This window comes from Nocardioides sp. Soil796 (genome assembly GCF_001429525.1).
Classification (GTDB): domain Bacteria; phylum Actinomycetota; class Actinomycetes; order Propionibacteriales; family Nocardioidaceae; genus Nocardioides.
Genome location: NZ_LMSQ01000016.1, coordinates 87,183 through 110,886, shown reverse-complemented (window position 1 = coordinate 110,886; position 23,704 = coordinate 87,183). Strand labels below are relative to the sequence as shown.

25 protein-coding genes are annotated in these 23,704 nt (G+C 70.2%); 13 read left to right on the top strand and 12 right to left on the bottom strand.

Annotated elements, in window-relative coordinates; translation table 11 throughout:
• Positions 1-44: 44 nt before the first annotated feature.
• Positions 45-1,421 (bottom strand): dicarboxylate/amino acid:cation symporter, encoded by a 1,377-nt coding sequence (locus ASH02_RS06710; protein ID WP_057294488.1) that lies wholly within the window; start codon positions 1,419-1,421, stop codon positions 45-47.
• A 360-nt stretch (positions 1,422-1,781) separates the two neighbouring features.
• On the opposite strand from ASH02_RS06710, the gene ASH02_RS06705 reads away from it, so the two are divergent.
• From ASH02_RS06705 to ASH02_RS06690, 4 genes are all read left to right on the top strand, one after another.
• Positions 1,782-2,156: an ArsR/SmtB family transcription factor gene (locus tag ASH02_RS06705; protein ID WP_057294487.1), complete on the top strand. Its 375-nt coding sequence runs from the start codon at positions 1,782-1,784 to the stop codon at positions 2,154-2,156.
• Positions 2,153-2,629, top strand: a complete 477-nt coding sequence (locus tag ASH02_RS06700; RefSeq protein WP_056891227.1) for an SRPBCC family protein — start codon at positions 2,153-2,155, stop codon at positions 2,627-2,629. Before ASH02_RS06705 ends, ASH02_RS06700 begins: the two co-directional genes overlap by 4 nt.
• 84 nt (positions 2,630-2,713) lie before the next feature.
• Positions 2,714-3,142, top strand: a complete 429-nt coding sequence (gene dtd / locus ASH02_RS06695; protein ID WP_056891228.1) for a D-aminoacyl-tRNA deacylase — start codon at positions 2,714-2,716, stop codon at positions 3,140-3,142.
• Positions 3,143-3,156: 14 nt separating this feature from the next.
• The gene (locus ASH02_RS06690; protein WP_200950039.1) at positions 3,157-3,984 is read left to right on the top strand and encodes an ankyrin repeat domain-containing protein; all 828 of its coding nucleotides are present in this window, start codon (positions 3,157-3,159) and stop codon (positions 3,982-3,984) included.
• A 37-nt stretch (positions 3,985-4,021) separates the two neighbouring features.
• On the opposite strand, the gene ASH02_RS06685 is transcribed toward ASH02_RS06690, so the two are convergent.
• Complete coding sequence (locus ASH02_RS06685) at positions 4,022-7,459, bottom strand: TM0106 family RecB-like putative nuclease (protein WP_056891229.1); 3,438 nt, start codon at positions 7,457-7,459, stop codon at positions 4,022-4,024.
• Between the two features lie 143 nt (positions 7,460-7,602).
• Here ASH02_RS06685 and ASH02_RS06680 point away from each other — a divergent pair, with 143 nt between their 5' ends.
• The 3 genes from ASH02_RS06680 (at position 7,603) to ASH02_RS06670 (ending at position 9,199) form a co-directional block, all read left to right on the top strand.
• A complete protein-coding gene (locus ASH02_RS06680; RefSeq protein WP_056891230.1) occupies positions 7,603-7,920 on the top strand; it encodes a WHG domain-containing protein in 318 nt (105 codons plus the stop codon).
• Positions 7,921-7,944: 24 nt separating this feature from the next.
• Positions 7,945-8,574, top strand: a complete 630-nt coding sequence (locus tag ASH02_RS06675; protein WP_082620828.1) for a class I SAM-dependent methyltransferase — start codon at positions 7,945-7,947, stop codon at positions 8,572-8,574.
• 70 nt (positions 8,575-8,644) lie between these two features.
• Complete coding sequence (locus ASH02_RS06670) at positions 8,645-9,199, top strand: DUF2231 domain-containing protein (protein ID WP_056680496.1); 555 nt, start codon at positions 8,645-8,647, stop codon at positions 9,197-9,199.
• A gap of 38 nt (positions 9,200-9,237) precedes the next feature.
• On the opposite strand, the gene ASH02_RS06665 is transcribed toward ASH02_RS06670, so the two are convergent.
• The 4 genes from ASH02_RS06665 to ASH02_RS06650 all read right to left on the bottom strand — a co-directional run bounded on the left by ASH02_RS06665 (position 9,238) and on the right by ASH02_RS06650 (position 11,999).
• Positions 9,238-9,762 carry a hypothetical protein gene (locus ASH02_RS06665; RefSeq protein ID WP_156409722.1) on the bottom strand — a complete coding sequence of 175 codons (525 nt, stop codon included), beginning with the start codon at positions 9,760-9,762 and terminating at the stop codon, positions 9,238-9,240.
• 61 nt (positions 9,763-9,823) lie between these two features.
• Positions 9,824-10,507 carry a response regulator gene (locus tag ASH02_RS06660; protein ID WP_056680226.1) on the bottom strand — a complete coding sequence of 228 codons (684 nt, stop codon included), beginning with the start codon at positions 10,505-10,507 and terminating at the stop codon, positions 9,824-9,826.
• Entirely contained in the window at positions 10,504-11,616 is a 1,113-nt protein-coding gene (locus tag ASH02_RS06655; RefSeq protein ID WP_057294484.1) for a sensor histidine kinase, read from the bottom strand. Before ASH02_RS06655 ends, ASH02_RS06660 begins: the two co-directional genes overlap by 4 nt.
• Positions 11,617-11,675: 59 nt before the next feature.
• Positions 11,676-11,999: a hypothetical protein gene (locus tag ASH02_RS06650; RefSeq protein WP_056680220.1), complete on the bottom strand. Its 324-nt coding sequence runs from the start codon at positions 11,997-11,999 to the stop codon at positions 11,676-11,678.
• 210 nt (positions 12,000-12,209) lie between these two features.
• On the opposite strand from ASH02_RS06650, the gene ASH02_RS06645 reads away from it, so the two are divergent.
• Positions 12,210-14,165 carry an amino acid transporter gene (locus tag ASH02_RS06645; protein WP_082620826.1) on the top strand — a complete coding sequence of 652 codons (1,956 nt, stop codon included), beginning with the start codon at positions 12,210-12,212 and terminating at the stop codon, positions 14,163-14,165.
• Between the two features lie 90 nt (positions 14,166-14,255).
• On the opposite strand, the gene ASH02_RS06640 is transcribed toward ASH02_RS06645, so the two are convergent.
• The gene (locus tag ASH02_RS06640; RefSeq protein WP_057294483.1) at positions 14,256-15,278 is read right to left on the bottom strand and encodes an LLM class flavin-dependent oxidoreductase; all 1,023 of its coding nucleotides are present in this window, start codon (positions 15,276-15,278) and stop codon (positions 14,256-14,258) included.
• A gap of 150 nt (positions 15,279-15,428) precedes the next feature.
• On the opposite strand from ASH02_RS06640, the gene ASH02_RS06635 reads away from it, so the two are divergent.
• Positions 15,429-15,827 (top strand): hypothetical protein, encoded by a 399-nt coding sequence (locus tag ASH02_RS06635; protein ID WP_057294482.1) that lies wholly within the window; start codon positions 15,429-15,431, stop codon positions 15,825-15,827.
• Between the two features lie 100 nt (positions 15,828-15,927).
• Here the strand turns inward: ASH02_RS06635 and ASH02_RS06630 are convergent, their stop codons facing one another.
• The 4 genes from ASH02_RS06630 to ASH02_RS06615 all read right to left on the bottom strand — a co-directional run bounded on the left by ASH02_RS06630 (position 15,928) and on the right by ASH02_RS06615 (position 19,814).
• Positions 15,928-16,503, bottom strand: coding sequence for a dihydrofolate reductase family protein (locus tag ASH02_RS06630; RefSeq protein WP_056680210.1), 576 nt, complete (start codon positions 16,501-16,503; stop codon positions 15,928-15,930).
• Between the two features lie 167 nt (positions 16,504-16,670).
• Positions 16,671-17,249, bottom strand: coding sequence for a dihydrofolate reductase family protein (locus ASH02_RS06625; RefSeq protein ID WP_057294481.1), 579 nt, complete (start codon positions 17,247-17,249; stop codon positions 16,671-16,673).
• Between the two features lie 61 nt (positions 17,250-17,310).
• On the bottom strand, positions 17,311-18,294 hold the full coding sequence (locus ASH02_RS06620) for a phosphatase PAP2 family protein (protein WP_156409721.1): 984 nt from the start codon (positions 18,292-18,294) through the stop codon (positions 17,311-17,313).
• A complete protein-coding gene (locus ASH02_RS06615) occupies positions 18,291-19,814 on the bottom strand; it encodes a hypothetical protein (protein WP_156409720.1) in 1,524 nt (507 codons plus the stop codon). Before ASH02_RS06615 ends, ASH02_RS06620 begins: the two co-directional genes overlap by 4 nt.
• A gap of 66 nt (positions 19,815-19,880) precedes the next feature.
• On the opposite strand from ASH02_RS06615, the gene ASH02_RS06610 reads away from it, so the two are divergent.
• Complete coding sequence (locus tag ASH02_RS06610; RefSeq protein WP_057294478.1) at positions 19,881-20,648, top strand: hypothetical protein; 768 nt, start codon at positions 19,881-19,883, stop codon at positions 20,646-20,648.
• Positions 20,649-20,766: 118 nt separating this feature from the next.
• Complete coding sequence (locus ASH02_RS06605; RefSeq protein WP_056680195.1) at positions 20,767-21,237, top strand: pyridoxamine 5'-phosphate oxidase family protein; 471 nt, start codon at positions 20,767-20,769, stop codon at positions 21,235-21,237.
• Between the two features lie 23 nt (positions 21,238-21,260).
• On the opposite strand, the gene ASH02_RS06600 is transcribed toward ASH02_RS06605, so the two are convergent.
• Positions 21,261-21,620, bottom strand: coding sequence for a hypothetical protein (locus ASH02_RS06600; RefSeq protein ID WP_156409719.1), 360 nt, complete (start codon positions 21,618-21,620; stop codon positions 21,261-21,263).
• A gap of 296 nt (positions 21,621-21,916) precedes the next feature.
• Here ASH02_RS06600 and ASH02_RS06595 point away from each other — a divergent pair, with 296 nt between their 5' ends.
• Both ASH02_RS06595 and ASH02_RS06590 read left to right on the top strand, forming a co-directional pair.
• Positions 21,917-23,257: an FAD-binding oxidoreductase gene (locus ASH02_RS06595; RefSeq protein ID WP_057294477.1), complete on the top strand. Its 1,341-nt coding sequence runs from the start codon at positions 21,917-21,919 to the stop codon at positions 23,255-23,257.
• Between the two features lie 57 nt (positions 23,258-23,314).
• Positions 23,315-23,668: a cupin domain-containing protein gene (locus tag ASH02_RS06590; protein WP_057294476.1), complete on the top strand. Its 354-nt coding sequence runs from the start codon at positions 23,315-23,317 to the stop codon at positions 23,666-23,668.
• Positions 23,669-23,704: the final 36 nt, after the last annotated feature.

Sequence of the window (23,704 nt, the reverse complement as noted above, 5' to 3'; positions counted from 1 at the left end):
GGGGCGGGGCTGCTGACGCACCGACGCAGCAGACCTGCGGTTCGTCAGGCGGCGACCAGCTCGTCGTCCTCGCGCCACACCTCACCACGACGCGATGCGGCGTACGCCGACTCGTCGAGGATGCCCTCACGCTTGGCCACCAGCGTCGGCACGAGTGCCTGACCGGCAACGTTGGTCGCCGTACGACCCATGTCGAGGATCGGGTCGATGGCCAGCAGCAGGCCGACCCCCTCGAGCGGGAGGCCGAGCGTCGACAGGGTGAGCGTCAGCATGACGGTCGCTCCGGTGACACCGGCGGTGGCGGCCGAGCCGATCACGGAGACGAACACGATCAGCAGGTAGTCGGTGAGGGCCAGGTCGACGCCGAAGAACTGCGCGACGAAGATCGCCGAGATCGCCGGGTAGATCGAGGCGCAGCCGTCCATCTTGGTGGTCGCGCCGAGCGGCACGGCGAACGAGGCGTACGCCGAGGGCACCCCCAGGTTGCGCTCGGTCACGGACTGGGTGACCGGCATGGTGCCCACCGACGAACGCGACACGAAGGCCAGCTGGATCGCCGGCCAGGCGCCGGAGAAGAACTGCCTGATCGAGAGGCCGTTGGCCCGCAGCAGCACCGGGTAGACCACGAACATCACCAGCGCGAGGCCGAGGTAGATCGCACCAGCAAACGTGCCCAGGGAGCCGAGGGCGTCCCAGCCGTACGACGCGACCGCGTTCCCGAGCAGGCCGACCGTGGCGATCGGGGCCAGCAGGATGATCCACCACAGCACCTTCTGCACGATGGACAGGGCTGAGCGCACCACCGTCAGGAACGGGTCGGCGGCCTCGCCCACCTTGAGCGTGGCGATGCCGACCGCGATCGCGACGACGAGGATCTGCAGCACGTTGAAGGACAGTCCGATCGAGCCGTCGCCGTTCGCGCTGGCCTCGAGGCCGAGCACGTTGGCCGGGACCAGGCCGGTGAGGAAGTCCAGCCACGAGCCGGTGCTGCCCGGAGCCTCGGCGGCCGCCTTGGTGACGCTGGTGTGGTTGCCGGGCTCGAGCACCAGCCCGAGCACGATGCCGATCGTCACCGCGATCAGCGCGGTGATCGCGAACCAGACCAGCGTCTTCCACGCCAGCCGGGCCGCGCCGGTGACCTCGCGCAGGTTGGCGATCGAGGCGACGATGGCCAGGAAGACCAGCGGCGGGACCACTGCCCGGAGCAGCGTCACGAACGTGGTGCCGACGGTGGTCAGGGTCTCGGTCAGCCAGTTCGGGTCGACCTCGCCGGTCGCCGAGTCGACGCCGTCGGCGCCCATCGAACGGGCCACCAGGCCCAGGACGACGCCGAGCGCCAGGCCGATCAGGACCTGGACACCGAAGGAGGGAAGCCAGCTGCGCCGCTTCGTGGGGGTTGTGGTTGCTGCGGAGGAACTCATGCGGGAGGGGCCTTTCACTGCAGCCGTACGACGCGCCACCGGGCGCGTCGACAGCAGAGGAGAGTCGGGTGGGAGGGCAGACGGATGCGGGGCCGGACCACGGGCCCAATCACGGGGCCAATCACGGGGGCCGGCTCGGCCGGATCGGTCAGCGACAGCTGCAGAGCTGCAGGCGCACGAGGTCGACGACGAGGCGACGGGTCAACAGGTCGCCTTCGCCGGTCGGTTCACTTCGCACAGTCGGGCAACCCCGCACCACGGCCCGGCATTCCCGGCGCGTGGTGTGGTGCGGGCCTCACCGGCCACCCACGCCAACACTTAGCCATTGCGATAAGTGTTGGCACGGCGTAACTTAGCCCCATGGCTCAGCATGCGATTGCTCTCGATTCGGTGTTCCACGCGCTCTCGGACCCCACCCGACGCGCGGTCCTCAGCCGCCTGGGGGCGGGCCCGGCCAGCATCAGCGACCTGGCCGCTCCGTTCGACATGGCCCTCCCCTCGTTCATGAAGCACATCCGCCACCTCGAGCAGACCGGGTGGATCAGCACCCGCAAGGCGGGGCGGGTGCGCACCTGCACCCTCGAGACCGGGCAGTTCGACCTGGTCGAGGGCTGGCTCGAGGAGCAGCGCCAGGTGTGGGAGGGCCGCACCGATCGTCTCGAGCAGTTCGTCACCGGCCGCACAAGCAATGCCCACAAGAACACCGCGCACATCAACAGGAAGGCCGACTCATGACGCACGACCGCCCCGACCTCGACCTCACCGTCACTCGCATCATCGCCGCACCCCGCGACGCCGTCTGGAACGCGTGGACCGATCCGGCGCTCCTCGCACAGTGGTGGGTTCCGGCGCCCAGCTCGTGTCGCGTCGCCGAGCTCGACCTGCGACCCGGTGGCGCCTTCCGCACCGAGATCAGCGAGGACGGTACGACCTACGGCCCGCACGTCACGGGTTGCTTCCTCGAGGTGCAGGACCTCGCGCGCCTCGTCTGGACCGACGCACTGGTCGCCGGCTGGCGTCCCGCCCCGGCGTCGTTCGTCACCGCCGTCATCACGATGGCGGACCACCCCGACGGCGGCACGGCGTACGCCGCCACGGCGCGACACCGCGACGCCGCCGACCGCGACAGGCACGAGCAGCTCGGCTTCCACGACGGCTGGGGCGCCGTCACCCAGCAGCTGGCCGCGCTCGTCGAGTCCCGCACCTGATCTCCTGCACGGAACCGGACCATGAAGGACCGGTCCTGGTGCTCGCGTCCGGGCTGATGAGGCCTCCTCTGCTTGGATTGGCGCATGAGAGCGGTGCTGCAACGCGTGTCGTCGGCCTCGGTCAGCGTGGCCGGCGAGGTCGTCGGCGGGCTCGACCGACCCGGGCTCGTCGTGCTGCTCGGGGTGACCCACGACGACGGGCTGGCCGACGTCGAGTGGCTGGCCCGCAAGGTGCGTGACGTCCGGCTCCTGCGCGACGAGCAGTCGGTGGCCGACGCCGGAGCGCCGCTGCTGGTGGTCAGCCAGTTCACGTTGTACGGCGACGCACGCAAGGGCCGCCGTCCCACCTGGTCGGCGGCGGCACCGGGTGCGGTCAGCGAGCCGCTGTATGAGGCGTTCTGCGACGAGCTGCAGCGTCTCGGGTCACCCGTGGCGCGCGGCGTGTTCGGTGCCGACATGGCCGTGTCGCTGGTCAACGACGGGCCGGTCACCCTGATCCTCGACTCACCCTGACGGAGGGAGCACCCATGCAGGAAGACCCCCACGGCCGCCTCGACTGGAGGGCCCTCGACTGGAAGGCACTGACCCTCGCCCCGGCGATGGTCTTCGTGCTGTCCGCGTGCTCGCCGGGTGGTACGTCGGACGACGCCGCGCCCGAGACAACGACCGCGCCATCCGGGTCGCCGACCTCCGCGGCCGATGGCTCCGCTGACACTGCCCAGTCCACCGAGCCCTCCACCCCGAAGGAACCCACGATGACCCGACGTCAGGCCACCGCGCTGCTGGCCCGCGCCACGGCCGACGGAGACCTCGCCACGGTGAAAGAGGCCCTCGCCAACCGCCCGGACCTCGAGTCCCGCAACGACCTCGGCCGCACACCACTCGTGGTCGCGACCAAGTCGAACCGGGTGGCCATCGCCCGGGCACTCCTCCAGGCCGGGGCCGACCCGAACGCCAAGGACGACCTCGAGGACTCCGCGTTCCTCTACGCCGGGGCCGAGGGCCTCGACGAGATCCTCGAGCTCACCCTCGCCCACGGTGCCGACGTGTCGAGCATCAACCGCTACGGCGGCACCGCGCTGATCCCCGCCAGCGAGCACGCGCACGTCGAGACGGTGCGGATCCTGATCGCCGCCGGAGTCCCGGTCAACCACGTGAACAACCTGTCGTGGACGGCACTGCACGAGGCGATCGTGCTCGGCGACGGATCACCGCGACACGTGAAGGTGGTCGAGATGCTCCTGGAGGCCGGCGCCGACCCGGCCATCCCGGACGGCGACGGGGTGCTCCCCCGCCGACTCGCCTCCGACCGGGGTTACCAGGCCATCGTCGACGCCATCGACCGCGCCCGCTGACCCGGCTCCCCCTCGGTCACCGGAGCAACGCGGAACATCAGTCCTGGCAGAGGCCGATGAACCCGCCGAGCTCGAGGACCCCGCGCACGCTGGTGGGCATGAACGACGTGAGTGCCTCGGAGCGGACCAGGATGGCCCGCCACTGCGCCCGGGAGAGGGCGACGTTGAGACGGTTGCGACTGAGCAGGAAGCCCATGCCGCGCGGCACGTCGCCGTGGGACGACGCGGTCATCGACAGGATCGCCACCGGCGCCTCCTGGCCCTGGAACTTGTCGACCGTGCCGACCCGCACCGTGGCCAGCCCTGCCTTGTCGAGTGCCTTGCGGATCGTCACCACCTGGGCGTTGTACGGCGCGACGACGAGGAAGTCGCCACCTGCGAGGGGACGAGGAGCCGCGTCGGGTGCGGAGGTCCACGCGGTGCCGAGCAACGCCTCCACCTGCTCCACGACCGCCAGGGCCTCCTCGGGAGACTCCGTGCGGTTGCCGGTGTGGGCGACGGTCACCACCGAGAGACCCGGCTGCACGTCGTCGAGGTGGCGCTGCGACGGGGCAGCTGCGGAGGCGAGTCGGCCGTCGTACGACAGCTCGGAGACCTTCGCGCACAACGCCGGGTGCATGCGCCAGGACTCCTCCAGGAAGTAGCCGTGGGTGGAGGGAATCGTGTCGTGCCCGTCCATCAACCAGCCCAACGCCGACTCGTCGACGGGCTCGGCGTGGGTGCCCTGGCTGACCTGCGGCAGCTGCTGCGGGTCACCGAGCAGCAGGAGCCGCTTGGCGGAGATCGCCGAGGCGAGGGTCGGTGCGAGCGAGAACTGTCCGGCCTCGTCGACGACCAGAAGGTCGAGGCCCTCACGCTCGACGAGGTTGGCGTTCGCGAAGGTCCAGGCCGTGCCGCCGAGCACGCACCCGCTCTCGGCGTGGTCGGCGAGGAACTTTGCCCGCGGGGGCGCACCACCCTTGAGGTCGGTCCAGGTGGGCGACTCCGCGTCGTTGGAGTTCTTGCCGACCAGGGCAGGGTCGAGTCCCGCGGCCACCACGTTGGCCAGCATGTTCTCCGCGACGGCGTGCGACTGCCCCACCACCCCGATCCGCCAGTGGTGGCGCTCCACGAGCTCCTTGATGACTCGCGACCCGTTCCAGGTCTTGCCCGTGCCCGGCGGCCCCTGGATCGCCACGTAGGAGTCCTGCATGCCGAGCAGCGCCTCGACGACGCGCTCCACGACCGAGCCCTCCTGGGGCAGTCCTCCGGCGAGACGCGGCGTACGCCTGGCCAGCAGGTCGAGCGCGGCGCCGCGCGGCAGGGACCCCGCGCCCGCGGCGTCGGTGGCCACGGACTTGATCGCCGCCTCCAGCGCCTGGGTGCCCGGCGGCGGCCCGGGCGTCAACGCCAGCGGCAGCTCGGCGTACGTCTCGTCGGGCTTGCACGACTCGGTGAGCAGGACGACGCGTGGGTCCGTGTCGACGTACGCCAACGTCTCGGTGCGGGCGAAGCCGTAGCGGGCACCCTCGGGCCGGTTGACGCCCACGGGCGTCGGTGCGGCGTAGATGACGTGGGCCTCCTTCGCCTGCTTGCTGCCCGCAGCCCAGTCGCCGATCAGGCGGACGGTGCGGCGGGGCCGGCTCGAGCGTCCCTCGGGCACGGCCCAGTCGCCGACGACCTCGGCGCTCTCGACGACGAAGACGTCGCGGGTGTGCGACCAGTCGTCGACCGGGTGCTGGAGCCGCTCGAAGTGCCCCCACCAGAACTGCTTGCGCTCGCGCCGGTGGTAGTCGATGGCCGTGGCGAGCATGGCGTGGGCCTGCTGCTCCGGCGTGCGTGCGGCCCGGCTGACCGGCCCGGACTTCGCCATCAACGCGAGGAAAACCGGGTCGTCGTCGGAGGTCTCCTCACCCTCGACGTCGAGTGCCCGCGACACGATCTGGTCGCGAACCCCTGCGTCAACGGCACGAGCGAGCAGCCAGTCGCGCAGCCGCAGCGTCGAGAGGCAGTCGTAGGTGTTGTAGTCCTGTAAGTCGTCGAGCACCGCCTCCGCGCGCAGCGGCTGGGTCGCCCGGAGGTCGCGGAACTCGTGGTAGGCAAGGATCGACGCGTCACCAGCTTGCACGCCGTCGGCACTGCGCAGCTCGTCGCCCATGTAGAGCGGCTCGAGCTTCTTGATGCTGTAGGAGGGCGCCGAGACGCGCACGGACCCGCGGACCGTCGCGTAGAGGTCGACGAAGACCTCCGAGCGCAACAGGTCGTCGAGCTCCTTCTCCCTCGTCTGGTAGCGCATCGCGAGCCGCTTGAGCGCCGAGGTCTCGTAGGGCGCGTAGTGGTAGATGTGCATGTCAGGGTGCTCGGCACGACGCTTCGCGACGAGGTCCATGAACTCGAGGAACGCCTGCTTCTCCTCGGCGGAGCTGTGCGCCCACAACGGGACGTACGCCTCCTGGTCGTCCATGAGGCCCCAGAGGTATTCGAGCCCGGTGCGCGACAGGTCGCCCTCGTCGTAGAGCGGGTCGCCCTCGAAGTCGAAGAACAGGTCGCCGGTCGACGGGGCCGGCAGCAGCGCCAGCGTCTCCGCGGCATCGTCGGTGAGCACCGACTCGACGGGTGCTCCCTCACCGCCGGAGAGCTGCTTCCACTGGAGTGCGGCCTGGGCGTGCAGCTTGTCGAAGGTGCGCTGCGAGAGTGCCGCGGGTTTCGTGGTCGCGCGGGCGAGATCGGCGATCGAGGTGAGTCCTTCGGTCCGCAGCCTGCGGCGCTGCTCCATGCGCAGGCCGGCCACGAGGATCAGGTCGGAGGTCTCTTCGGCGGCATGGATGCACTCCTGGCACCGGCCGCACGCGACGTAGCGGGGGTCGCCCCAGACGACCGACTCTCCCCCGGCCCGGTGCTCACCGAGAAGCGTGCGCAAGCGCTCTCGTCGTTCCTCGAAGACCGGCAGGACGTCGGCCACCGGGAAGTCGACGCGCTCGCCGTTGCCCAGCAACAGGGAGACCGTCGACGACACGGGAAGGTCGAGACGGCGCAGCTGGTCGGCGTACGCCCCGAGCTGGAGAAGCGCACGCGGCTTGGCCTGGCGCGCCAGCTTGGCGTCGCAGACCAGCCAGCCGTCCTCTGCCCGTTCCACGAAGTCGGCGTACCCGAAGAACTCGCCGTCGTGGAAGGCCGCCTGGTGGACCACGGTCGGAGCCGCGCGGAACGCCGCGAGCGTTGCGTCGGCCGCAGCTCCGAGCGCCCTGGCGGTGTAGGGAGCCGCCACGTGCGGCAGCTCGACGAGGCCCCCCGCACTGCGGCGCTGCTCGAGCAACGCCGACTCATGGCGCTCGCCGAGTCGCGCGATGTGCTCCATCAGCGGGTCCTCGGACTGCTCGATGCACTCGGCCCGGCCGAGGGTGTGGTCCAGCGTGCGGAGCACCCCGAACTCGCAGGCCGCGGCGGCGGTCAGGTCTGAGGCACTCCAGTGCAGCTGCCCGTCGATCAGGAACATGGTTCCTCCAGTCCTCGCTCACCCCCAGCCTGACAGGGAGCACCGACAGTGCCGAAACGGCCCGCGCGACTCCGCCAGGCCCCAGGGTTCTCGCAGTCCGCTCGAGAGGAACCGACGCCCAGCAGGAACGGGGCGCCCGCTGGGTGAGCTGCTCGGTCGGCTCGTTCGACACGGCGTCGCGGCTTCTCTCGACGACCCGTGGTCGCCCAGGCAGTCTGAAGCCCGAGGTCCGCAAGAACTATCAGCGGTGCCTCACCTATCGCGGTTATGCGCTGAGCTGCCGGCACGCGCATGTCTATCGCGCCACGTTCAGTTGGGTGCCACCCGAGCGCTACACCGCGGCGACCGCCCGTCGGCTGGCCGAGCGCGTCTGCCCACACCATGTCAGGCGCGGCCAGTACCGCTGGTCCGTGCGTGGGGTGAACCCGATGATCATCACCTGCTACAGCAAGCAGCAGTAGGGCGCCCGGCGTACGGTCGCTCCCATGACGAGCGAGATGCACGACCGGGACGCGTGGGAGCACCGCTGGGAACAGGTTCTGCGTGACCACCCGGACAAGCTGGCGAGCCGCGCACCCAACCAGCACCTGCTCGACCAGACGGTCGGCCTTCCTCCCGGCCGTGCACTCGACGCCGGGTGCGGCCACGGCGCGGAGACGCTCTGGCTGGCCACCTCCGGATGGCAGGTCACCGCCGTCGACTTCTCACCGTCCGCGCTCGAGCACGGCCGTTCCACGGCAGAGGCGCTCGGCACCGAGGTGGCCGAGCGCATCGAGTGGGTCGAGGGCGACCTCGGCACCTGGGCACCTGCCGCGGGGGCGTTCGACCTGGTCAACTGCCTCTACGTCCACGTTGCCGGGTCGGTGGCCGAGTTCGTGACCCGGCTGGCCGCGGGCGTCGCCCCCGGAGGAACGCTGCTCCTGGTCGGGCACCGGCCCGTCGACCCCGCCACCGGCCAGCCCACACCGGCCGCCGGTCAGGTGCAGGTGTCGGTCAAGGACGCGACCGACGTGCTCCCGGCGGACGAGTGGGACCTGGTGGTCGCAAGGGAGCAGCCGCGTTCGATCGCGGGCTCCGGTGTCGACGCGGTGGTCCGGGCGGTACGACGCAGCTGAGCTGCTGTTGATCTTCGTCGTACGGCGGGGCAGGGTGAAGGCGAGACCGGTCGTCACCGAGGAGGAACGCATGTCTCCCTTCGAACCACCGCCCGCAGCCGTGCGCTGGCTCAAGAAGCTCGAGGACTCAGCCGCCCTCGACGGCCCCGTGCAGGCCCTGGAGCCGCACGTCAGGACGATCTTCGGGTCCGGAACCCGTGGCGCCGTGCTGCGTGGTGACTGGCTGGGGCATGCGGTCCATCCGGCGCTCACCGACGTGGTGCTCGGGTCCTGGACCTCGGCGACCGTGCTCGACCTGCTGGGTCGCGGCCGGTGGGCCGAGCCGGCACAGGCCCTCGTCGGCACCGGCCTCGTGGTCGTCGGGCCCACCGCGTGGACCGGGTGGGCGGAGTGGTCCGAGGCCGGCCCGCGCGAGAAACGGGTGGGCGTCGTGCACGCGGTCGGCAACGGCGTGGCGATCGGCCTCTATGCCGCGTCCTGGCTGGCCCGTCGCCGGGGCGCGCACGGCACCGGCGCCCGGCTGGCCCTGCTGGGTGCGACTGTCGCCGGCGGTGCCGGGTTCCTCGGCGGCCACCTCGCCGTCGCGCGCAAGGTGGGCACCCGCGACCCGGCGTACGACGCCTGACCGGAGGCCCTCGCCCTTCGCCTGCCCCGGCGATCGACTCAGTGGCGCGCCAGGTCGTCCGCCGGGACCGGCTCGGCGGCCTCGAGGGCGGTGAACGCGCGTTCCTCGATGCCGGGGTCGCTCTCGATCACCAGGTTGCTGAGCGTGAGCAGGGTGCCGTCGCGACGCAGCGAGAAGCTGCCCATCTCTTCGAACGTGGAGGACATCCGGTCGTCCTCCGACGTGCACGTGCTGCCGTCGTCCTGCTCGCCAGTCCCCTGCGCACCGCAGAGGTCGCCGGACGGAGCCTTGGACAGCACGAGCGTGTAGGCGTGGCGGTCCTCGTGGGTGTGGTCATAGTCGACCAGCACACTGCCGGCCTCCACCCGCACCTCGTCGATGTCGGCCTTGCCGAGGCGTACGTCGTACGGCGTGACACCGGTGGCCGTGATGCGCGAGGCGAGGTCTTCGTCCACGGGCGCGTCGTCGTCACCAGATCGCGACTGCCAGAGGAGGACGCCGGCCGCCACCAGCACCACGACCGCGCCAATCATCAACCAGGGTGTCGCTCTCGTCGTCCTCATCCGTCATCCCCTCGTGCACAGCAGTCTGAGACCTTCGTCGGGAACCGTAGCGGGGGCACGGTCACTCGTCGTGCGGCTCGAAGCGGTAGCCCATGCCGGGCTCGGTGCGGAAGTACGTCGGCCGGGCCGGATCGGGCTCCAGCTTGCGGCGCAGCTGGCCGATGTAGAGCCGCAGGTTGCCCTGAGCCGTCTCGTAGCCGGGACCCCAGACCTCGTCGAGCAGCTGCCGTTGGCTCTGCAGCTTGCCCGGGTGGCGCACCAGCGCCGCGAGGAGGTGCCACTCCGTGGGGGTCAGCCGCACCTCCTCGCCTGCGCGGGTCACGCGGGTGGAGGTGAGGTCGACGACAACGTCCCCGAACGTGACCGCCGGGGCCTCCTCGGTCGGGGCGTTTCGGCGCAGCAGGGCACGCAGGCGGGCCATCAGCTCGTCCATCCCGAACGGCTTGGTGACGTAGTCGTCGGCGCCGGCGTCGAGCGCGTCCACCTTGTCCACGCTGTCACTGCGGCCCGAGAGCACCAGGATTGGCACGGCGGTCCAGCCTCGGAGGCCGGTGATCACGTCGACCCCGTCGAGGTCGGGAAGTCCCAGGTCCAGGATCACCGCGTCCGGCGGATGGGCGGCGGCGCTCTGCAACGCCTCTTCGCCGTCACCTGCAGTACGCACCGCGTAGCCGCGGGCGCGCAGGTTGATCGTCAGCGCCCGCAGGATCTGCGGCTCGTCGTCGACGACGAGGATCCGGCTCATGGCGATGCCTGCTCGGGTGAGGTCGGCACGGCCGGGGGCCCCGGGTCCGGCGTACCGGTCGGCGGGGTCGGCTCGGCGGGCAGCGAGATCACCACGGTGAGACCGCCCCCGGGTGTCTCGGCGAGCTCCAGCGAACCGGCCATTGCCTCCACCAGTCCGCGGGACAGCGCCAGCCCGAGGCCGAGTCCTTCGGTGCTCGTGTCGCCGAGCCGCTGGAACGGGACGAAGACCCGTTCACGGTCGGCCACCGGGATCCCGGGTCCGGTGTCGATCACCCGCAGCTCGACCCTTTCACCGACCACACCGGCAGTCAGCAGCGGCGGACGCTTCGCGTGGCGCTGCGCATTGGCGACCACGTTGACGATCGCCCGTTCGAGCAGGCCGGAGTCGATCACGGCGTCGGGAAGGTCGTCGGGCAACTCCAGGACGACGGCCCGGGGCTCCACACCGAGGTCGTCGAGCACCGTCGCGACGACGTCGTGGACCGACGCGGGCCGGGTGCGCACCGGCAGTGCTCCGGCCTGCAGCCGACTCAGGTCCAGCAGGTTGTCGACGAGGCCGGCGAGCCGGTCGAGCGCGTCGTCGGCCGCCTCGAGCAACTCATCCCGGTCGTCGTCGGTCAACGTCACCTCGCGACTCCGGAGCCCCGAGACCACTGCCTTCGCGGTCGCCAGCGGCGTGCGCAGGTCGTGGCCGACAGCGGCCAGGAGGGCCGTACGCAACTTGTTGCCCGCCTCGAGCTCGGCGGCCTCGCGCACGGCGGACGCACGGCGGGCGGCCAGGTCGACGACCCAGCTGACCATCAGGGCCACCGCCGCGAAGACGATTACGGCGACGACGTCGGTGGACTCCGAGATGCGGAACGTGTGGAACGGCTCGGTGAAGAAGAAGTTCAGCAGGACAGCGCCGAGCAGGCCCGCGGTCAGGGCCGGCCCCAGGCCGCCCAGGATGGCCGCACTCACCACGAGGAGCAGGAGCAACAGCGCGTCACTGGCCAGGTCGAGGTGTTCCCGCGCGGGCACCAGCACGCCGACCAGCGCTGCCGTGCCGAGGACCGCGAGGAGATAGCCGTAGCCCCGGCGCCGGGCACTGAGGCTGCTGCGCACCATCGCTTCTCCAGACTTGTCGGGTCGGCCCATTGTGCTCCCCGGGTCGCCGGCCCGCGCACTCACGCCGTACCCCCGAGCCGACAGGTGAGTGCCGCCGCCGCGACGAAGACGCCCAGACGGGCAAGGTCGTACGGCGCGAAGGTGAGCACGCCGAGAGTGTTGACGGCGAAGCCCGTCGCGAACGCCCACCCCGCGACGCCGAGCCCGAGGGCATGTGGCTCGTCCAGCCAGACCGAGAGCAGCGCGGTGACCAGCAACAGCAGGGCCACGCCCCACTCCCCCGGCAGTTGGGTCGCGACGACGAGTCCGGTGAGGAGGAACTGCGCACCCGCGCCCATGCCGAAGCGCACTCCCACCTCGTCCGTCATCAGTTGCTGGCCCATGCCACAAGTCAAGGCCGTCGAGGGCTCGGGTGGTGGCCTCCTGACAGAACCCTGACACGTCCTGACAGAACGCTGACGACATCGGCACGAGCCCATGCGTCGCACCGACACAGGGCGGAGCGCCCGTTCGTCGCGCGCATCGGTCAGCACCTTGTTAGGGAGTCGTTAGGCCGCCCCCGGTCGGGGGTTCCCGCGGGTTGGATCGGAGGTGTGAGTACCGATCTCCAGTCACCCGAGGCCGCCCAGGGGCGCTTCCGGGAGTGGCTGTTCCACCGTCCCGAGGTGACCGCCCGACACGCCGGCCCGCACGCCGCCGCGCCTCCGGGCGAGAAGACGCATTCCTGGCGCAAGGTGATGTGCCTGACCGGCGTCGACTACTTCTCCACGCTGGGCTACCAGCCGGGCATCGCCTTCCTCGCCGCCGGCGCGCTCAGCCCCATCGCCACGATCATCCTGGTGCTGCTCACCCTGTTCGGCGCACTGCCGGTCTACCGACGGGTGGCCGCGGAGAGCCCGCACGGCCAGGGTTCGATCGCCATGCTGGAACGGCTCCTGCCCTTCTGGCGCGGGAAGATCTTCGTGCTCGTCCTCCTCGGCTTCGCACTCACCGACTTCATCATCACCATCACGCTCTCGGCCGCGGACGCCAGCGCCCACGTGGTGGAGAACCCGCACGTCCCGGGATTCCTGCACGGCCAGGAGCTGTGGATCACCCTCGGCCTGGTGGCCCTGCTCGGCGCGGTCTTCCTCAAGGGTTTCACCGAGGCGATCGGAGTCGCGGTCGCCCTCGTGTCGACGTACCTCCTGCTCAACGCGGTCGTGATCGGCGTCGCCGCCGTGCACGTCTTCGAGGACGCGCACCGGGTGACCGACTGGACCACCACCCTGACCGCCGAGCACGGCAACATCGGGCTGATGATCGCGGTCTCCCTGACCCTGTTCCCCAAGCTGGCCTTGGGAATGTCCGGCTTCGAGACCGGCGTGGCCGTGATGAGCCACGTGCGCGGTGAGCCCGGCGACGACCCGGTGCGCCCGGCCGGCCGCATCCGCAACACCAAGAAGCTGCTCACCGTCGCCGCCTGCATCATGAGCGTCTACCTGATCGCCTCCAGCCTGGTCACCACGCTGCTGATCCCGGCGCACGAGTTCGAGGACGGCGGCTCGGCGAACGGCCGTGCCCTGGCCTACCTCGCGCACCTCTACCTGGGCGACGGCTTCGGCACGGTGTACGACGCCTCCACCATCCTGATCCTGTGGTTCGCCGGTGCCTCCGCGATGGCCGGCATGCTCAACCTGATCCCGCGCTACCTGCCGCGCTACGGCATGTCGCCGGAGTGGGCCGGCGCCGTACGACCCTTGGTGCTCGTGCTCACCTGCACGGCGTTCCTGATCACCTGGATCTTCGACGCCGACGTCAACGCCCAGGGCGGCGCCTACGCCACCGGCGTGCTGGTGCTGATGACCTCCGCCGCGGTCGCCGTCACCCTGGCCGCGCGCAAGGCAGGGCAACGGAAGCTGACGGTCGCGTTCTCCGCGATCACGCTGGTGCTCGCCTACACGACGCTCGACAACGTGCACGAGCGTCCGGACGGCGTCAAGATCGGCGCCTGCTTCATCGCCGCGATCGTGATCGTCTCGCTGCTGTCCCGGGTGGCGCGTGCCCTCGAGCTGCGCACCACCGAGATCGTGTACGACGACCGCGCCGACGCGTTCCTGCGTGACTGCGCCCGCCGCTCGATCCGGCTCGTCGCCAACGAGCCGGACGCGCGGGACGTGGAGGAGTACCGCGAGAAGATCCGCCAGGTGGTCGACGACCACGACCTGCTCGACCCGGGCGACATCATCTTCGTCGAGGTGACCGTCGGCGACTACTCCGACTTCGAGAGCCGGATCGAGGTCCACGGGGAGGCGCTGCACGGCGAGTTCCGGGTGCTCACGGTCACCGGCGCGACCGTGCCGAACACCTTGGCCTCACTGCTGCTCGACATCCGCGACCGCACCGGCGTACGCCCGCACATCTACTTCGAGTGGACCGAGGGCAAACCGTTCATTCACCTGCTCCGCTTCCTGCTGTTCGGTGTCGGCGAGGTCGCCCCGATCACCCGGGAGGTGCTGCGTCGTGCCGAGCCCGAGCGGACGCGCCGCCCGCACATCCACGCCGGCTGACAGCACCACCCGCGAACAGTGGGTTCTTGCGCCTCGAACCGTGAATTCTTGATGCCTCGTGGGCCTCGAACGTCCTCGGCTCGTACGACGTCAGCGCCAACCCAGGCCGGGAGCCACGTCCTCGAGGATCGTGCGCAGCAGGTGCGCGTTGTAGTCGACGCCCAGCTGGTTGGGCACGGTGAGCAGCAACGTGTCGGCCGCGGCGATCGCCTCGTCCTGCGCCAGCTGCTCGACCAGGCGATCGGGCTCTGCGGCGTACGACCGTCCGAAGACAGCACGCAGCTGCGGCTCGATCTGCCCGATCTGGTCGCGACTCTCACCCTCCTGGCCGAAGTAGGCGCGGTCCGTGTCAGTGACGATCGGCATGATCGAGCGGCTGACCGAGACCCTCGGCTCGTGCGCGTGACCGGCCTCGGCCCATGCCTCACGGAACGCCTCGATCTGCTTGCGCTGCTGCACGTGGAACGGCTCGCCCGTCTCGTCGGCCTTCAGCGTCGAGCTCATCAGGTGCATGCCCTGCTCGGCGGCCCAGCGTGCGGTGGCATCCGAGGCAGCGCCCCACCAGATGCGCTCGCGCAGGCCCTCGGAGTGCGGCTCGACCCGCAACAGGCCGGGCGGGTTGGGGAACATCGGCCGCGGGTTCGGCTGGGCGAAGCCCTCGCCCTCGAGCACCTGGAGGAAGACATCGGTGTGCCGGCGCGCCATCTCGGAGGCGTCGGAGTCCTCACCGGGCTGGTAGCCGAAGTAGCTCCACCCGTCGATGACCTGCTCCGGTGATCCCCGGCTGATCCCGAGCTGCAGTCGGCCACCTGCGATGAGGTCCGCGGCGCCGGCGTCCTCGGCCATGTAGAGGGGATTCTCGTAGCGCATGTCGATCACGCCGGTCCCGATCTCGATCCGCTGCGTCTTCGCACCGATCGCGGCCAGCAGCGGGAACGGCGAGGCCAGCTGGTTGGCGAAGTGGTGCACCCGGAAGTAGGCACCGTCGGCGCCCAGCTCCTCGGTCGCCACAGCCAGGTCGATCGACTGCAGCAGCGCGTCCGAGGCGTTGCGCACCTGCGAGTGCGGCGAGGCGTTCCAGTGCCCGAAGTTCAGGAATCCGATCTTCTTCATGCAACCTTCAACCACACGCGGAGCCGCTTCCATTCCCAGGTCGTCTCCAGCTCCGGGTGCGGCCAGGGATGAAAGCGGGACCACAGCGATGCGAAAGGGATGACGGCCAACCTCGTGGAGTCAACGCAGGAACCCACGAGAGGAAGCATCATGACCGCACGACTGCTCAGCAGGAAGACCGCAGGCATCACCCTGGCCACCACCCTGGGCGCGGTGCCGTTGGGACTCGGCGTCCTGACCACCGCCCAGGCCGCGCCACCGTCGGGTGACGACGACATGACGACCCAGAGCTGTTCGCACTCGAACTCCGACAAGGACAAGTCCGGCTACGGGTACGTCGACGCGGACTGGCTGCGCTACCGCGTAGGGCCGCACCCCAGCTGCACGTCGCTGGGCCAGGCCGCGCGCCGCACCAAGATCTACTACCACTGCTTCACCTTCACCGACAATGACGGCACGTGGACCCACGGTCGGATCGCCGGCACCAACAAGCAGGGGTGGTTCAAGGACTCCTACCTCAGCGACAACGGCTCCATGGTGAAGTGCTGAGCGCGCCCGACGCAGAGTGAGTGCGTCCGGACCGGGGCCCCGGTCCGGACGCCTTCAGCAGCGCACGTGCATGCCGACGACCAGGAACCGCGCGTCCGGCTCAGTGCAGGGTCGGCCGGTAGACCATCTGCTGGGTGCGCCCGTCCAACGTGCGGTTCTCGACCAGCTCGAGGTCGAAGTCGGCCGCTCCACCGAAGATCGGCGCAGTCCCGGTCTGTCCCGTGATGACCGGGAAGACCGTCACCTGGACGAAGTCGACCAGGCCCGCCGCCATCAGCGCGCGGTTCATCGACAGGCTGCCGTGCGAGCGCAGCGGCACGTCCGAGGTCTCCTTCATCCGGGCCACGACGTCGACGGCGTCACCACGCTCGACGGTGCCGTCGGGCCAGTCGAGCGGGCCCTCGAGGGAGGCGGACACCACCGTCGCCGGCAGGTTCACCATCCGTGTGACCCACGGGTCGTGCACCTCGGAGTCGGCCGGGCCCGAGCCCAGCATCTGCACGAACTCCCGGTAGGTCCTCGCGCCGAACACCATCCGCTGCGGTGCGTCGTACAACGCCAGGCGGTGGTCGAGCAGCTCCGGGCCCTGCTTGCCCCAGTATCCGGTCCAGTCGCCAGTGGCAGAACCGAAGCCGTCGAGGCTGGAGAAGACGTCCCAGGTGTAGGTGGCAGTCATGGTGAGCTCCTTGTGTTCATGGCGACCCCGTGTGGGTGCCTCTCACCACCGCTACGAACGCCGACCCCCCGATCCGACAGCCCGGCGTGAGAATGTTCGCCGCCTCGGCGGATTCCCGTGCCGGGGCAGAGTCAGGTCGTGGGATCGGGCACTCGTCTGCAGCCGACTCAGTGCAGGGTGGGTCGGTAGGTCAGCTCCAGGGTGCCGCCGTCGAGGGTCCGGCTCTCGAGGAGCTCGAGGTCGAAGTCGGCCGCGCCACGGAAGAGCGGTGCGGCGCCGGTCTCACCGGTGAGCACCGGGAAGACGGTCAGCTGCACGCGATCGACGAGACCGGCAGCCATCAGCGCCCGGTTCAACGAGAGGCTGCCGTGCGAGCGCAGCGGTACGTCGGACTCCTGCTTGAGCCGGCGTACGACGTCGGCGGCGTCGCCGCCCTCGACGGTCGCATCGGGCCAGTCGAGTGGCCCCTCCAGCTTGTTCGACACCACGGTGGTGGGCAGGTTCCTCATGCGGGTGTTCACCGGGTCGTCCACGGGCTCGGGGGCACTCGGGCTCAGCAGCCGCACGAACAGCCGGAAGGCGTTGCCGCCGAGGACCATCCGCTGCTCCTCGGCGAGGACCTCGACGCGGCGGTCGAGGAACTCGGGCCCGTGCTTGCCCCAGTAGCCACCCCAGTCACCGTTCTCGTCGTACGAGCCGAAGCCGTCAAGACTGCTGAAGACGTCCCAGGTGTAGGTCGCGGTCATGTAGTTCTCCTCGAGGTGTGGTGACGAGTGTCGGAGGACTGACCCTGGGTCGGCGCGAGACTCATCGCTGTCCGGCCACGCCCCGGGGCTCGTGGTGCACGAGCGGTTCAGGTTTCCTGCGCTCGCCGCGCCTCTCGAAGGCCGCGCAACCGACCACGACCAGGAGTGCGAGAACGGCTCCGGCCACGGCGTCGATGACGTAGTGCTCCCCGAAGTAGACCAGCGCCGTCGACATCGCCACCGGATACAACAGGAGCAGCCAACGGAACTGCGAGCGGAGCCGGGTGATCGCGTAGAACACGATCAGGAACGCGATGCCGGCGTGCAGCGACGGCATCGCGGCCACCTTGTTGGGCATGCCCATCAACACCATGCTCTGGCGGTGCAGGCCCAGCTCGGACCAGCCGCGGCCGGTCATCCGGTGCACCTCCTCGATGACCCCGAGCTTCGAGGCCATCCACGGCGGCGCCATCGGGTACAGGAAGTAGATCACCAGGCCGGCGTAGAGGATCGTCACGTAGCGACGCATCCACAGCAGCCACTCCTGCCGGTTGCGCATCCACAGCACGGCCCCGATCGTCAGCGCGGTCAGGAAGTGCGACGCGTAGACGGTGGTGAGCAGGACGTCGTACCACCGCGGCGCGCTGTCGGGGTCGCACGGGTTGCCGCACAGGTTGTGCTGGAGCAGGACGGTCGGTGTGGTGCCGCCGCCGAACCACTCGTCGATGCGCACCGGTGCCGTGACGTGGATCGGCATCCCGGTCTGGTCGGCCAGTCCACGCAGGAGCCAGTAGCCGGTGAACAGGAGCATCGGCCGCCACCAGTCGCGCCCGAAGTCGAGGTGCCGCTCGCGTGGGGCGTCGGCGTTCCAGGCGATGGTGAACAGCCACAGCCAGAGGGTCACGCCGATCGGATCGTTGGGGATGCCGATGAAGTGGATCCAGACCGCGAGCACCACGACGTACCCGACCAACGCCCTCGCTCGCGCGACCGGACGGGTCGTCGGCATCGGTGGCCGCTCGCGTGGCTTCAGCTCGAGGATCACCACCAGCGCCTGGCCTCCGACTCGCGGAAGATCCGGTAGCCGGCCACGTCGGCGACCCGGTCGTAGTGCCGGGCGATCAGGGGCTGCGCCGCTGTGGTGTCCAGGCCCCAGCTGCCGAGGCCGATGCCCGAGATGACCAGCCAGGTGGGTCTGTCGGGGCTGGCCAGGACGGCTGCGAGCTCGTGCAGCTGCGGGTCACGCACCCGCACCGGAAGGCTCCACAGATGCGGGTAGGGACTCTCGAGGCCGGACGACTCGAGGATCGAGGAGACCCCGAAGGCGACCATCGCGGTGTCGCCCGGCTGCGCACGATCCGACAGGTAGGTCGCCACCTCCTGCTCCGGCCGGTCGATCGGGTGTACGGCGACCCAGCCGATCGAGCACAGCGTCGACACGACCAGAAGCCCGTAGGTGAGGGCCAGGGAGGCGCGGACGCGATCGGGCAGGCCGGTCACGGCGGCCAGCAGCACCAGCCCGGGGACGAGTCCCATCAGGTAGTGCAGCCAGTAGCTGCCACCCGCGACGACGGCCGCTGACTCCCAGGCGAGCACGGCGAGGACCGGCAGCCGGAAGTCGGGGTGCGCGGGGGCACCGACCGCCCGGCGACGCAGCCGCGGGAGGAGCACGCCGACCAGGAGCGGCGCCCCACTGCCGAGCAGGGCCAGCAGCATCAACCGAAAGCGCTCGCCCGAGGACGGCGACTCGAGGACCACGCTGGCCGCCTCCCACCGGAACGTGACGGCTGCCGACCACAGGTCGACGGGGTCGGTGCCCAAGGCGGCGGCACCCGAGACGACGACCACGAGGACCGTGGCACCGCCGAGCGCTGCGCCCAGGGCCGTGGCGAGCGCCGTACGTGCGTGCGCACGTCCCTGTCGGGTGAGGCCGCCGGTGATCAGGAGCGCCAGCAGGAAGACGAGGACGTCGAGGAGGTTCTGCTTGGTCAGCACCGCACCCGCACCCGCTGCGCCGGCGGCAGTCCCCCACCACAGCGCCTCGCGGAACCCGGCCGACCGGCTCGCCGTGACGGCGGCGATCATGCCGGCCAGCAGCAGGGGCAGTCCCAGCAGCTCGGCGTTCACGACTGTGCCACCGAAGAGCGGCGTACCGACCAGGATGGCGGCAGTGGCCGCGGGCAGCAGCGCTGCCGTCGGCACGTGCGGCGCCACCACACGACCCAACCGACCCGCGAGCAGGACCGAGGTGAAGACCGCGACGATGCCGAGGATGCGAAGACCCCACGCACCGCCGAACAGGTTGCCCAGGGCGACCAGCGCGATGAGGACGGGCGGCCGGTCGACCCAGTAGTCGCCGTACAGCGAGTCCCCCGGCGCCCATTGCCGGGCCACCATCAACAGGCCGCTCTCGTCGGGGCTCAACGGCCGCCCCATGAAGGGCAGCCATCCGAGCAGGCAGGTCAGCACGGCCATCGCCACGACGACATGCCCCGGACGCTGACGAAGAAGGGCAGCGACACGTCCCCCGACGACAGCTTGAGGCGGGGTCTCCACCAGCAGCATGAGGACATCATGCTCGTGCGCTGCAAACATCCGCAGGTGATTATTGTTTTCTGACAAGGTTGGCCCGTGACCGCCCACACCGTCGTCGCCACCGCGAACGTCCATCGTGGCCTCGGCACCCGCGACGCCCGCGAGGCGCTGCGCGACGTGCTCGAGCACGAGCCCGACCTCGTCGGGTTGCAGGAGTGGCATCCCTGGCGGGTCCGACTGCTCGCGGAGACCGGCAGCGTGGGGCTGTTGCGCGGACCTCGGCGGTCCCGCCGGGACTCCGGCTACCTCTGGACGATGCCGGTGCTGGGCGACTGCGTGGTGGGTGCGCGCAGCGAGCGGTTCTCCTTGCTGCACGTGGGATCCGTCTGGCTCAGCAGCCCCGGCCGCGCCGATGCCGCCCTGGCCCGTCGACGTCGCATCGAGCCGCCCCACCTGGCCTCCGTGGCGACGTACGACGACCGCACGGGTGGCCGCACCGTGAGCCTGATCAGCTACCACCTCGTGCCCGGCGTCCAGTCCGGCGGCGTCTACCGCGCCGACCGCCCGCTGCTCGCGGCGCGGCACCGCGAGGAGGCCGCACGCGTGCAGGCCATGGTCGACGAATGCCGGGCCCTGGGGCACACGGTGTACGCCGTCGGCGACTCGAACTTCGACGGATTCCGGCTGACCGGCCTCACCTCGGCGTGGGAGGGCCGCGAGGCCGAACCGGGCACCCTGGGGCCGAGCCGCAAGATCGACGACGTGCACGGGCCGGGTCTCCCGACCTCGGTGCGGCTGCTGGCGAATGCCTCGGACCACAAGGCCGTGCTGGTCGACCGCGCCGACGTCCTCACCACTGGTTGAGGTCGCGCTGCCACGGCACCCGGTGCGAGGCACGGCGATCAGTGGCATGCTCGAGGCGACGTACTTTCTCCGCTCGGAAGAAGGTGGGCTCGTGACCCCGGATGAGATTCGCACTGCCATGGCAGATCCCGTGGCGCAGCGGCTGTTGCAGTCGGCGAACCCGGCTCGGTTGGCCTATGTCGCCCCGGACGGGACGCCGCGGGTGATCCCGATCGGCTTCGAGTGGGACGGCACCTCGATCGTGCTGGGCACCATCCCGACGTCCGCGAAGGTCGCGGCCCTGAAGGCCAACCCGGCGGTGGCGATCACCATCGACACCAGCCCGCCGACGTGGCCACCGAACGCGCTCCTGATCCGCGGGACGGCCACGCTCACCGACGTCGACGGTGTCTTCCCGGAGTACGTCGAGGGTGCCAGGAAGGTGACGCCGGCCGACGCGTTCCCGGAGTGGGAAGCGGGCGTGAACGCGCTCTACGACACGATGACGCGCATAGACATCACGCCGACCTGGGTGAAGATCCACGACTTCGAGACCCGAATTCCCCAAGCGGTCGAAGACCTCGCCAAGGCCAAGTTCGGAGCCAGCTGAACCTCGGAACCGGCTGGCGCCCGTCAGCCGAAACAGGTCCCGAACGCGGCACCGACGCTCTCGGAGAACCACGTCGGCAGGTAGTCGATGGCCTGGCCATCGGTCGCCTGCCTTCCTCCACCCATCAGCGCGTTCGAGTTCACCAGGATCCCGTCGGTGTCGAACCCGTTCGCTGCCACTGCCCCTTCGACGATCGCAGCGCCGGCCGGGCACAACTCGGCGAGCAGCTCGCCGTACGAGACCATCGCCTGGCCATTGACCGCGTTCGCGTTGCCGGTGTCGCTGCGACTGGCGTTGTAGCACTCGTGCGCCGAGGCCCCGGTCACACCCAGGATCAACAGCGCCGTGGTCGTCCCCACCAATGTGATGCCGCGTCTCATCATGATCGAGCCCTTCGTTTGTGTGTTCAGAGCCCCTTTGACCGTCGTACGCCTCCGGTCCCGCATCGTCCATAGCCGCACGACAAGATCCCCAATACTCGTCGACATGCCCGCATCCGGATCGCGACGGCCGTCACGGATGTCGCAGGCTCGGGATCGCCTCACGCGTTGACCACCTGCCGCTGATCCGCGGTCGTCCCCCATTTTCGGGATTCGGCAGGCCAGTCGTCCCCGATCCGTTGTCACCGTCTCCTGCGCGGAGGATGGTGAGGAGGGCGGGGCCGGCAGAAGGCGCGAGCATGACGAATTGGATCGAAGCAGACGCTTCCGAGTACGACGAGCGGCGCGCGCTGTTCAACGCGATGATCGTGAAGAGGCCGCGGATCATTGCGGCATGCGACGGGCCAGCCGATGTCAAGGAGGCCCTGGAGCGTGCCGCCGATGACCATCTGTCGGTGGCCATACGCTCGGGCGGCCACTCGGTGGCCGGGCAGTCCAGCAACGACGACGGACTGGTCATCGACGTCCGGCCGATGAAGGCCGTCGACATCGACGTCGCGGCCCGACGGGCCAGGGTCGGAGGCGGCTGCACCTGGGGTGACTTCGACGCGGCGGCGCAGGAGTTCGGTCTCGCCACCACCGGCGGGCGAGTGTCCACCACCGGGGTCTCCGGGCTGACACTCGGAGGCGGCTCGGGCTGGCTCGAACGCCAGCACGGACTCAGCTGCGACAATCTGCTGGCCGTCGAGCTGGTGACCGCTGACGGCCGAGAGGTCCGCGCCTACGAGACCCAGCACCAGGATCTGCTCTGGGCCAGCAAGGGAGGAGGCGGGAACTTCGGAGTCGTCACCGCGCTGGAGTTCCAGCTGCACCCGGTCGGTCCGACGATCATCGGCGGGCTGATGGCGTGGCCCGCCGACCGCGGACCCGAGGTCTCTCGCGCCTTCCGGGACTGGGCGGACGACGCTCCGGATGAGCTCGGCCCCGGCTTGGTGATGCTCAGCGGACCGCCCGAGGAGTTCATCCCACCGCACCTGCAGGGCGAGCCCCTGATCGCCGTCGCGGTCTGCTGGAACGGTGACGAGGCAACCGGTCTGGAGGTCGTCCAGGTCCTGCGGGACCTGGCACCGGAGGTCGACCTGGTCGGCCCGATGCCCTACGCGGTCCTGCAGTCGATGATCGACGACCCGCCCGGGTTCCGGCAGTACTGGAGCGCCGACTACCACGACGCCTTCCCCGACGAGGCGCTCGACCTGTTCCTCGACGCAGGCGCACGCCGTGCCTCGCCGATGACCCAACACCTGCTGTTGCCGTGGGGCGGCGCGCTGGCACGCCTCGATGCGGACGCCACACCGTTGAGCCAGCGCTCGGCGCGTTGGGTGAGTCACCCCTTCGCGACTTGGGAGGACCCCGCCGACGACGCGGCCAACATCGCCTGGGTTCGTGACTACCGGAAGGCGAACGCCGCGTTCACGACCGGCGGCGTCTACCTCAACTTCATCGGCGACGAGGGTGACGACCGCATCAAGGCGGCCTTCGGCGCGGAGAAGTACGAGCGACTGGTGCAGATCAAGTCCGAGTACGACCCGGGCAACGTCTTCTCCGGCAACCAGAACATCCGCCCCAAGGTCCCCGCCTGATCGCTGCGTGGGCAGTCCGACGCCGACCGTCAGTCCCTTCGACAAGAGGAGTGCATCATGTCCGCCAAGCAGAACATCGAGGACGCGCACGAACGACGTCCGTTCACCGACCACGGGCACATGGACGTCGTCACCCTCGGCGACTTCACGCTCGGCCGCGGCGTCTTCGAACCGGGCTGGCGCTGGTCCGACGACGTGAAGCCGATCGCCGGCACCGACTCCTGCCAGGTCCACCACACAGGGTTCTGCGTGTCCGGGCAGATGACCATCAAGCCCGACGACGGAGACGAGATCACCATCGGTCCCGGCGACGTCATCGACCTCGACCCCGGTCACGACGCATGGACCGTCGGCGACGAGCCGTGCGTGCTCCTCGACACCGGCGTCGCGGCCTACGCCACTCCCACCTGACCCGCCCCACCGTTGGTCGAGGAGGTCGCGGTCTTC

Coding starts and splice junctions, on each gene's coding strand:
- ASH02_RS06685 (WP_056891229.1), bottom strand. CDS start 7,459: ATGTTCCTGATCGACGGGCAGCTGCACTGGAGTGCCTCAGACCTGACC.
- ASH02_RS06655 (WP_057294484.1), bottom strand. CDS start 11,616: ATGGTGCGCAGCAGCCTCAGTGCCCGGCGCCGGGGCTACGGCTATCTC.
- ASH02_RS06635 (WP_057294482.1), top strand. CDS start 15,429: ATGACCGCACGACTGCTCAGCAGGAAGACCGCAGGCATCACCCTGGCC.
- ASH02_RS06705 (WP_057294487.1), top strand. CDS start 1,782: ATGGCTCAGCATGCGATTGCTCTCGATTCGGTGTTCCACGCGCTCTCG.
- ASH02_RS06600 (WP_156409719.1), bottom strand. CDS start 21,620: ATGATGAGACGCGGCATCACATTGGTGGGGACGACCACGGCGCTGTTG.
- ASH02_RS06595 (WP_057294477.1), top strand. CDS start 21,917: ATGACGAATTGGATCGAAGCAGACGCTTCCGAGTACGACGAGCGGCGC.
- ASH02_RS06710 (WP_057294488.1), bottom strand. CDS start 1,421: ATGAGTTCCTCCGCAGCAACCACAACCCCCACGAAGCGGCGCAGCTGG.
- ASH02_RS06660 (WP_056680226.1), bottom strand. CDS start 10,507: ATGAGCCGGATCCTCGTCGTCGACGACGAGCCGCAGATCCTGCGGGCG.
- dtd (WP_056891228.1), top strand. CDS start 2,714: ATGAGAGCGGTGCTGCAACGCGTGTCGTCGGCCTCGGTCAGCGTGGCC.
- ASH02_RS06605 (WP_056680195.1), top strand. CDS start 20,767: ATGGCAGATCCCGTGGCGCAGCGGCTGTTGCAGTCGGCGAACCCGGCT.
- ASH02_RS06590 (WP_057294476.1), top strand. CDS start 23,315: ATGTCCGCCAAGCAGAACATCGAGGACGCGCACGAACGACGTCCGTTC.
- ASH02_RS06650 (WP_056680220.1), bottom strand. CDS start 11,999: ATGGGCCAGCAACTGATGACGGACGAGGTGGGAGTGCGCTTCGGCATG.
- ASH02_RS06700 (WP_056891227.1), top strand. CDS start 2,153: ATGACGCACGACCGCCCCGACCTCGACCTCACCGTCACTCGCATCATC.
- ASH02_RS06630 (WP_056680210.1), bottom strand. CDS start 16,503: ATGACTGCCACCTACACCTGGGACGTCTTCTCCAGCCTCGACGGCTTC.
- ASH02_RS06665 (WP_156409722.1), bottom strand. CDS start 9,762: ATGAGGACGACGAGAGCGACACCCTGGTTGATGATTGGCGCGGTCGTG.
- ASH02_RS06670 (WP_056680496.1), top strand. CDS start 8,645: ATGTCTCCCTTCGAACCACCGCCCGCAGCCGTGCGCTGGCTCAAGAAG.
- ASH02_RS06625 (WP_057294481.1), bottom strand. CDS start 17,249: ATGACCGCGACCTACACCTGGGACGTCTTCAGCAGTCTTGACGGCTTC.
- ASH02_RS06615 (WP_156409720.1), bottom strand. CDS start 19,814: ATGCTGCTGGTGGAGACCCCGCCTCAAGCTGTCGTCGGGGGACGTGTC.
- ASH02_RS06675 (WP_082620828.1), top strand. CDS start 7,945: ATGACGAGCGAGATGCACGACCGGGACGCGTGGGAGCACCGCTGGGAA.
- ASH02_RS06690 (WP_200950039.1), top strand. CDS start 3,157: ATGCAGGAAGACCCCCACGGCCGCCTCGACTGGAGGGCCCTCGACTGG.
- ASH02_RS06640 (WP_057294483.1), bottom strand. CDS start 15,278: ATGAAGAAGATCGGATTCCTGAACTTCGGGCACTGGAACGCCTCGCCG.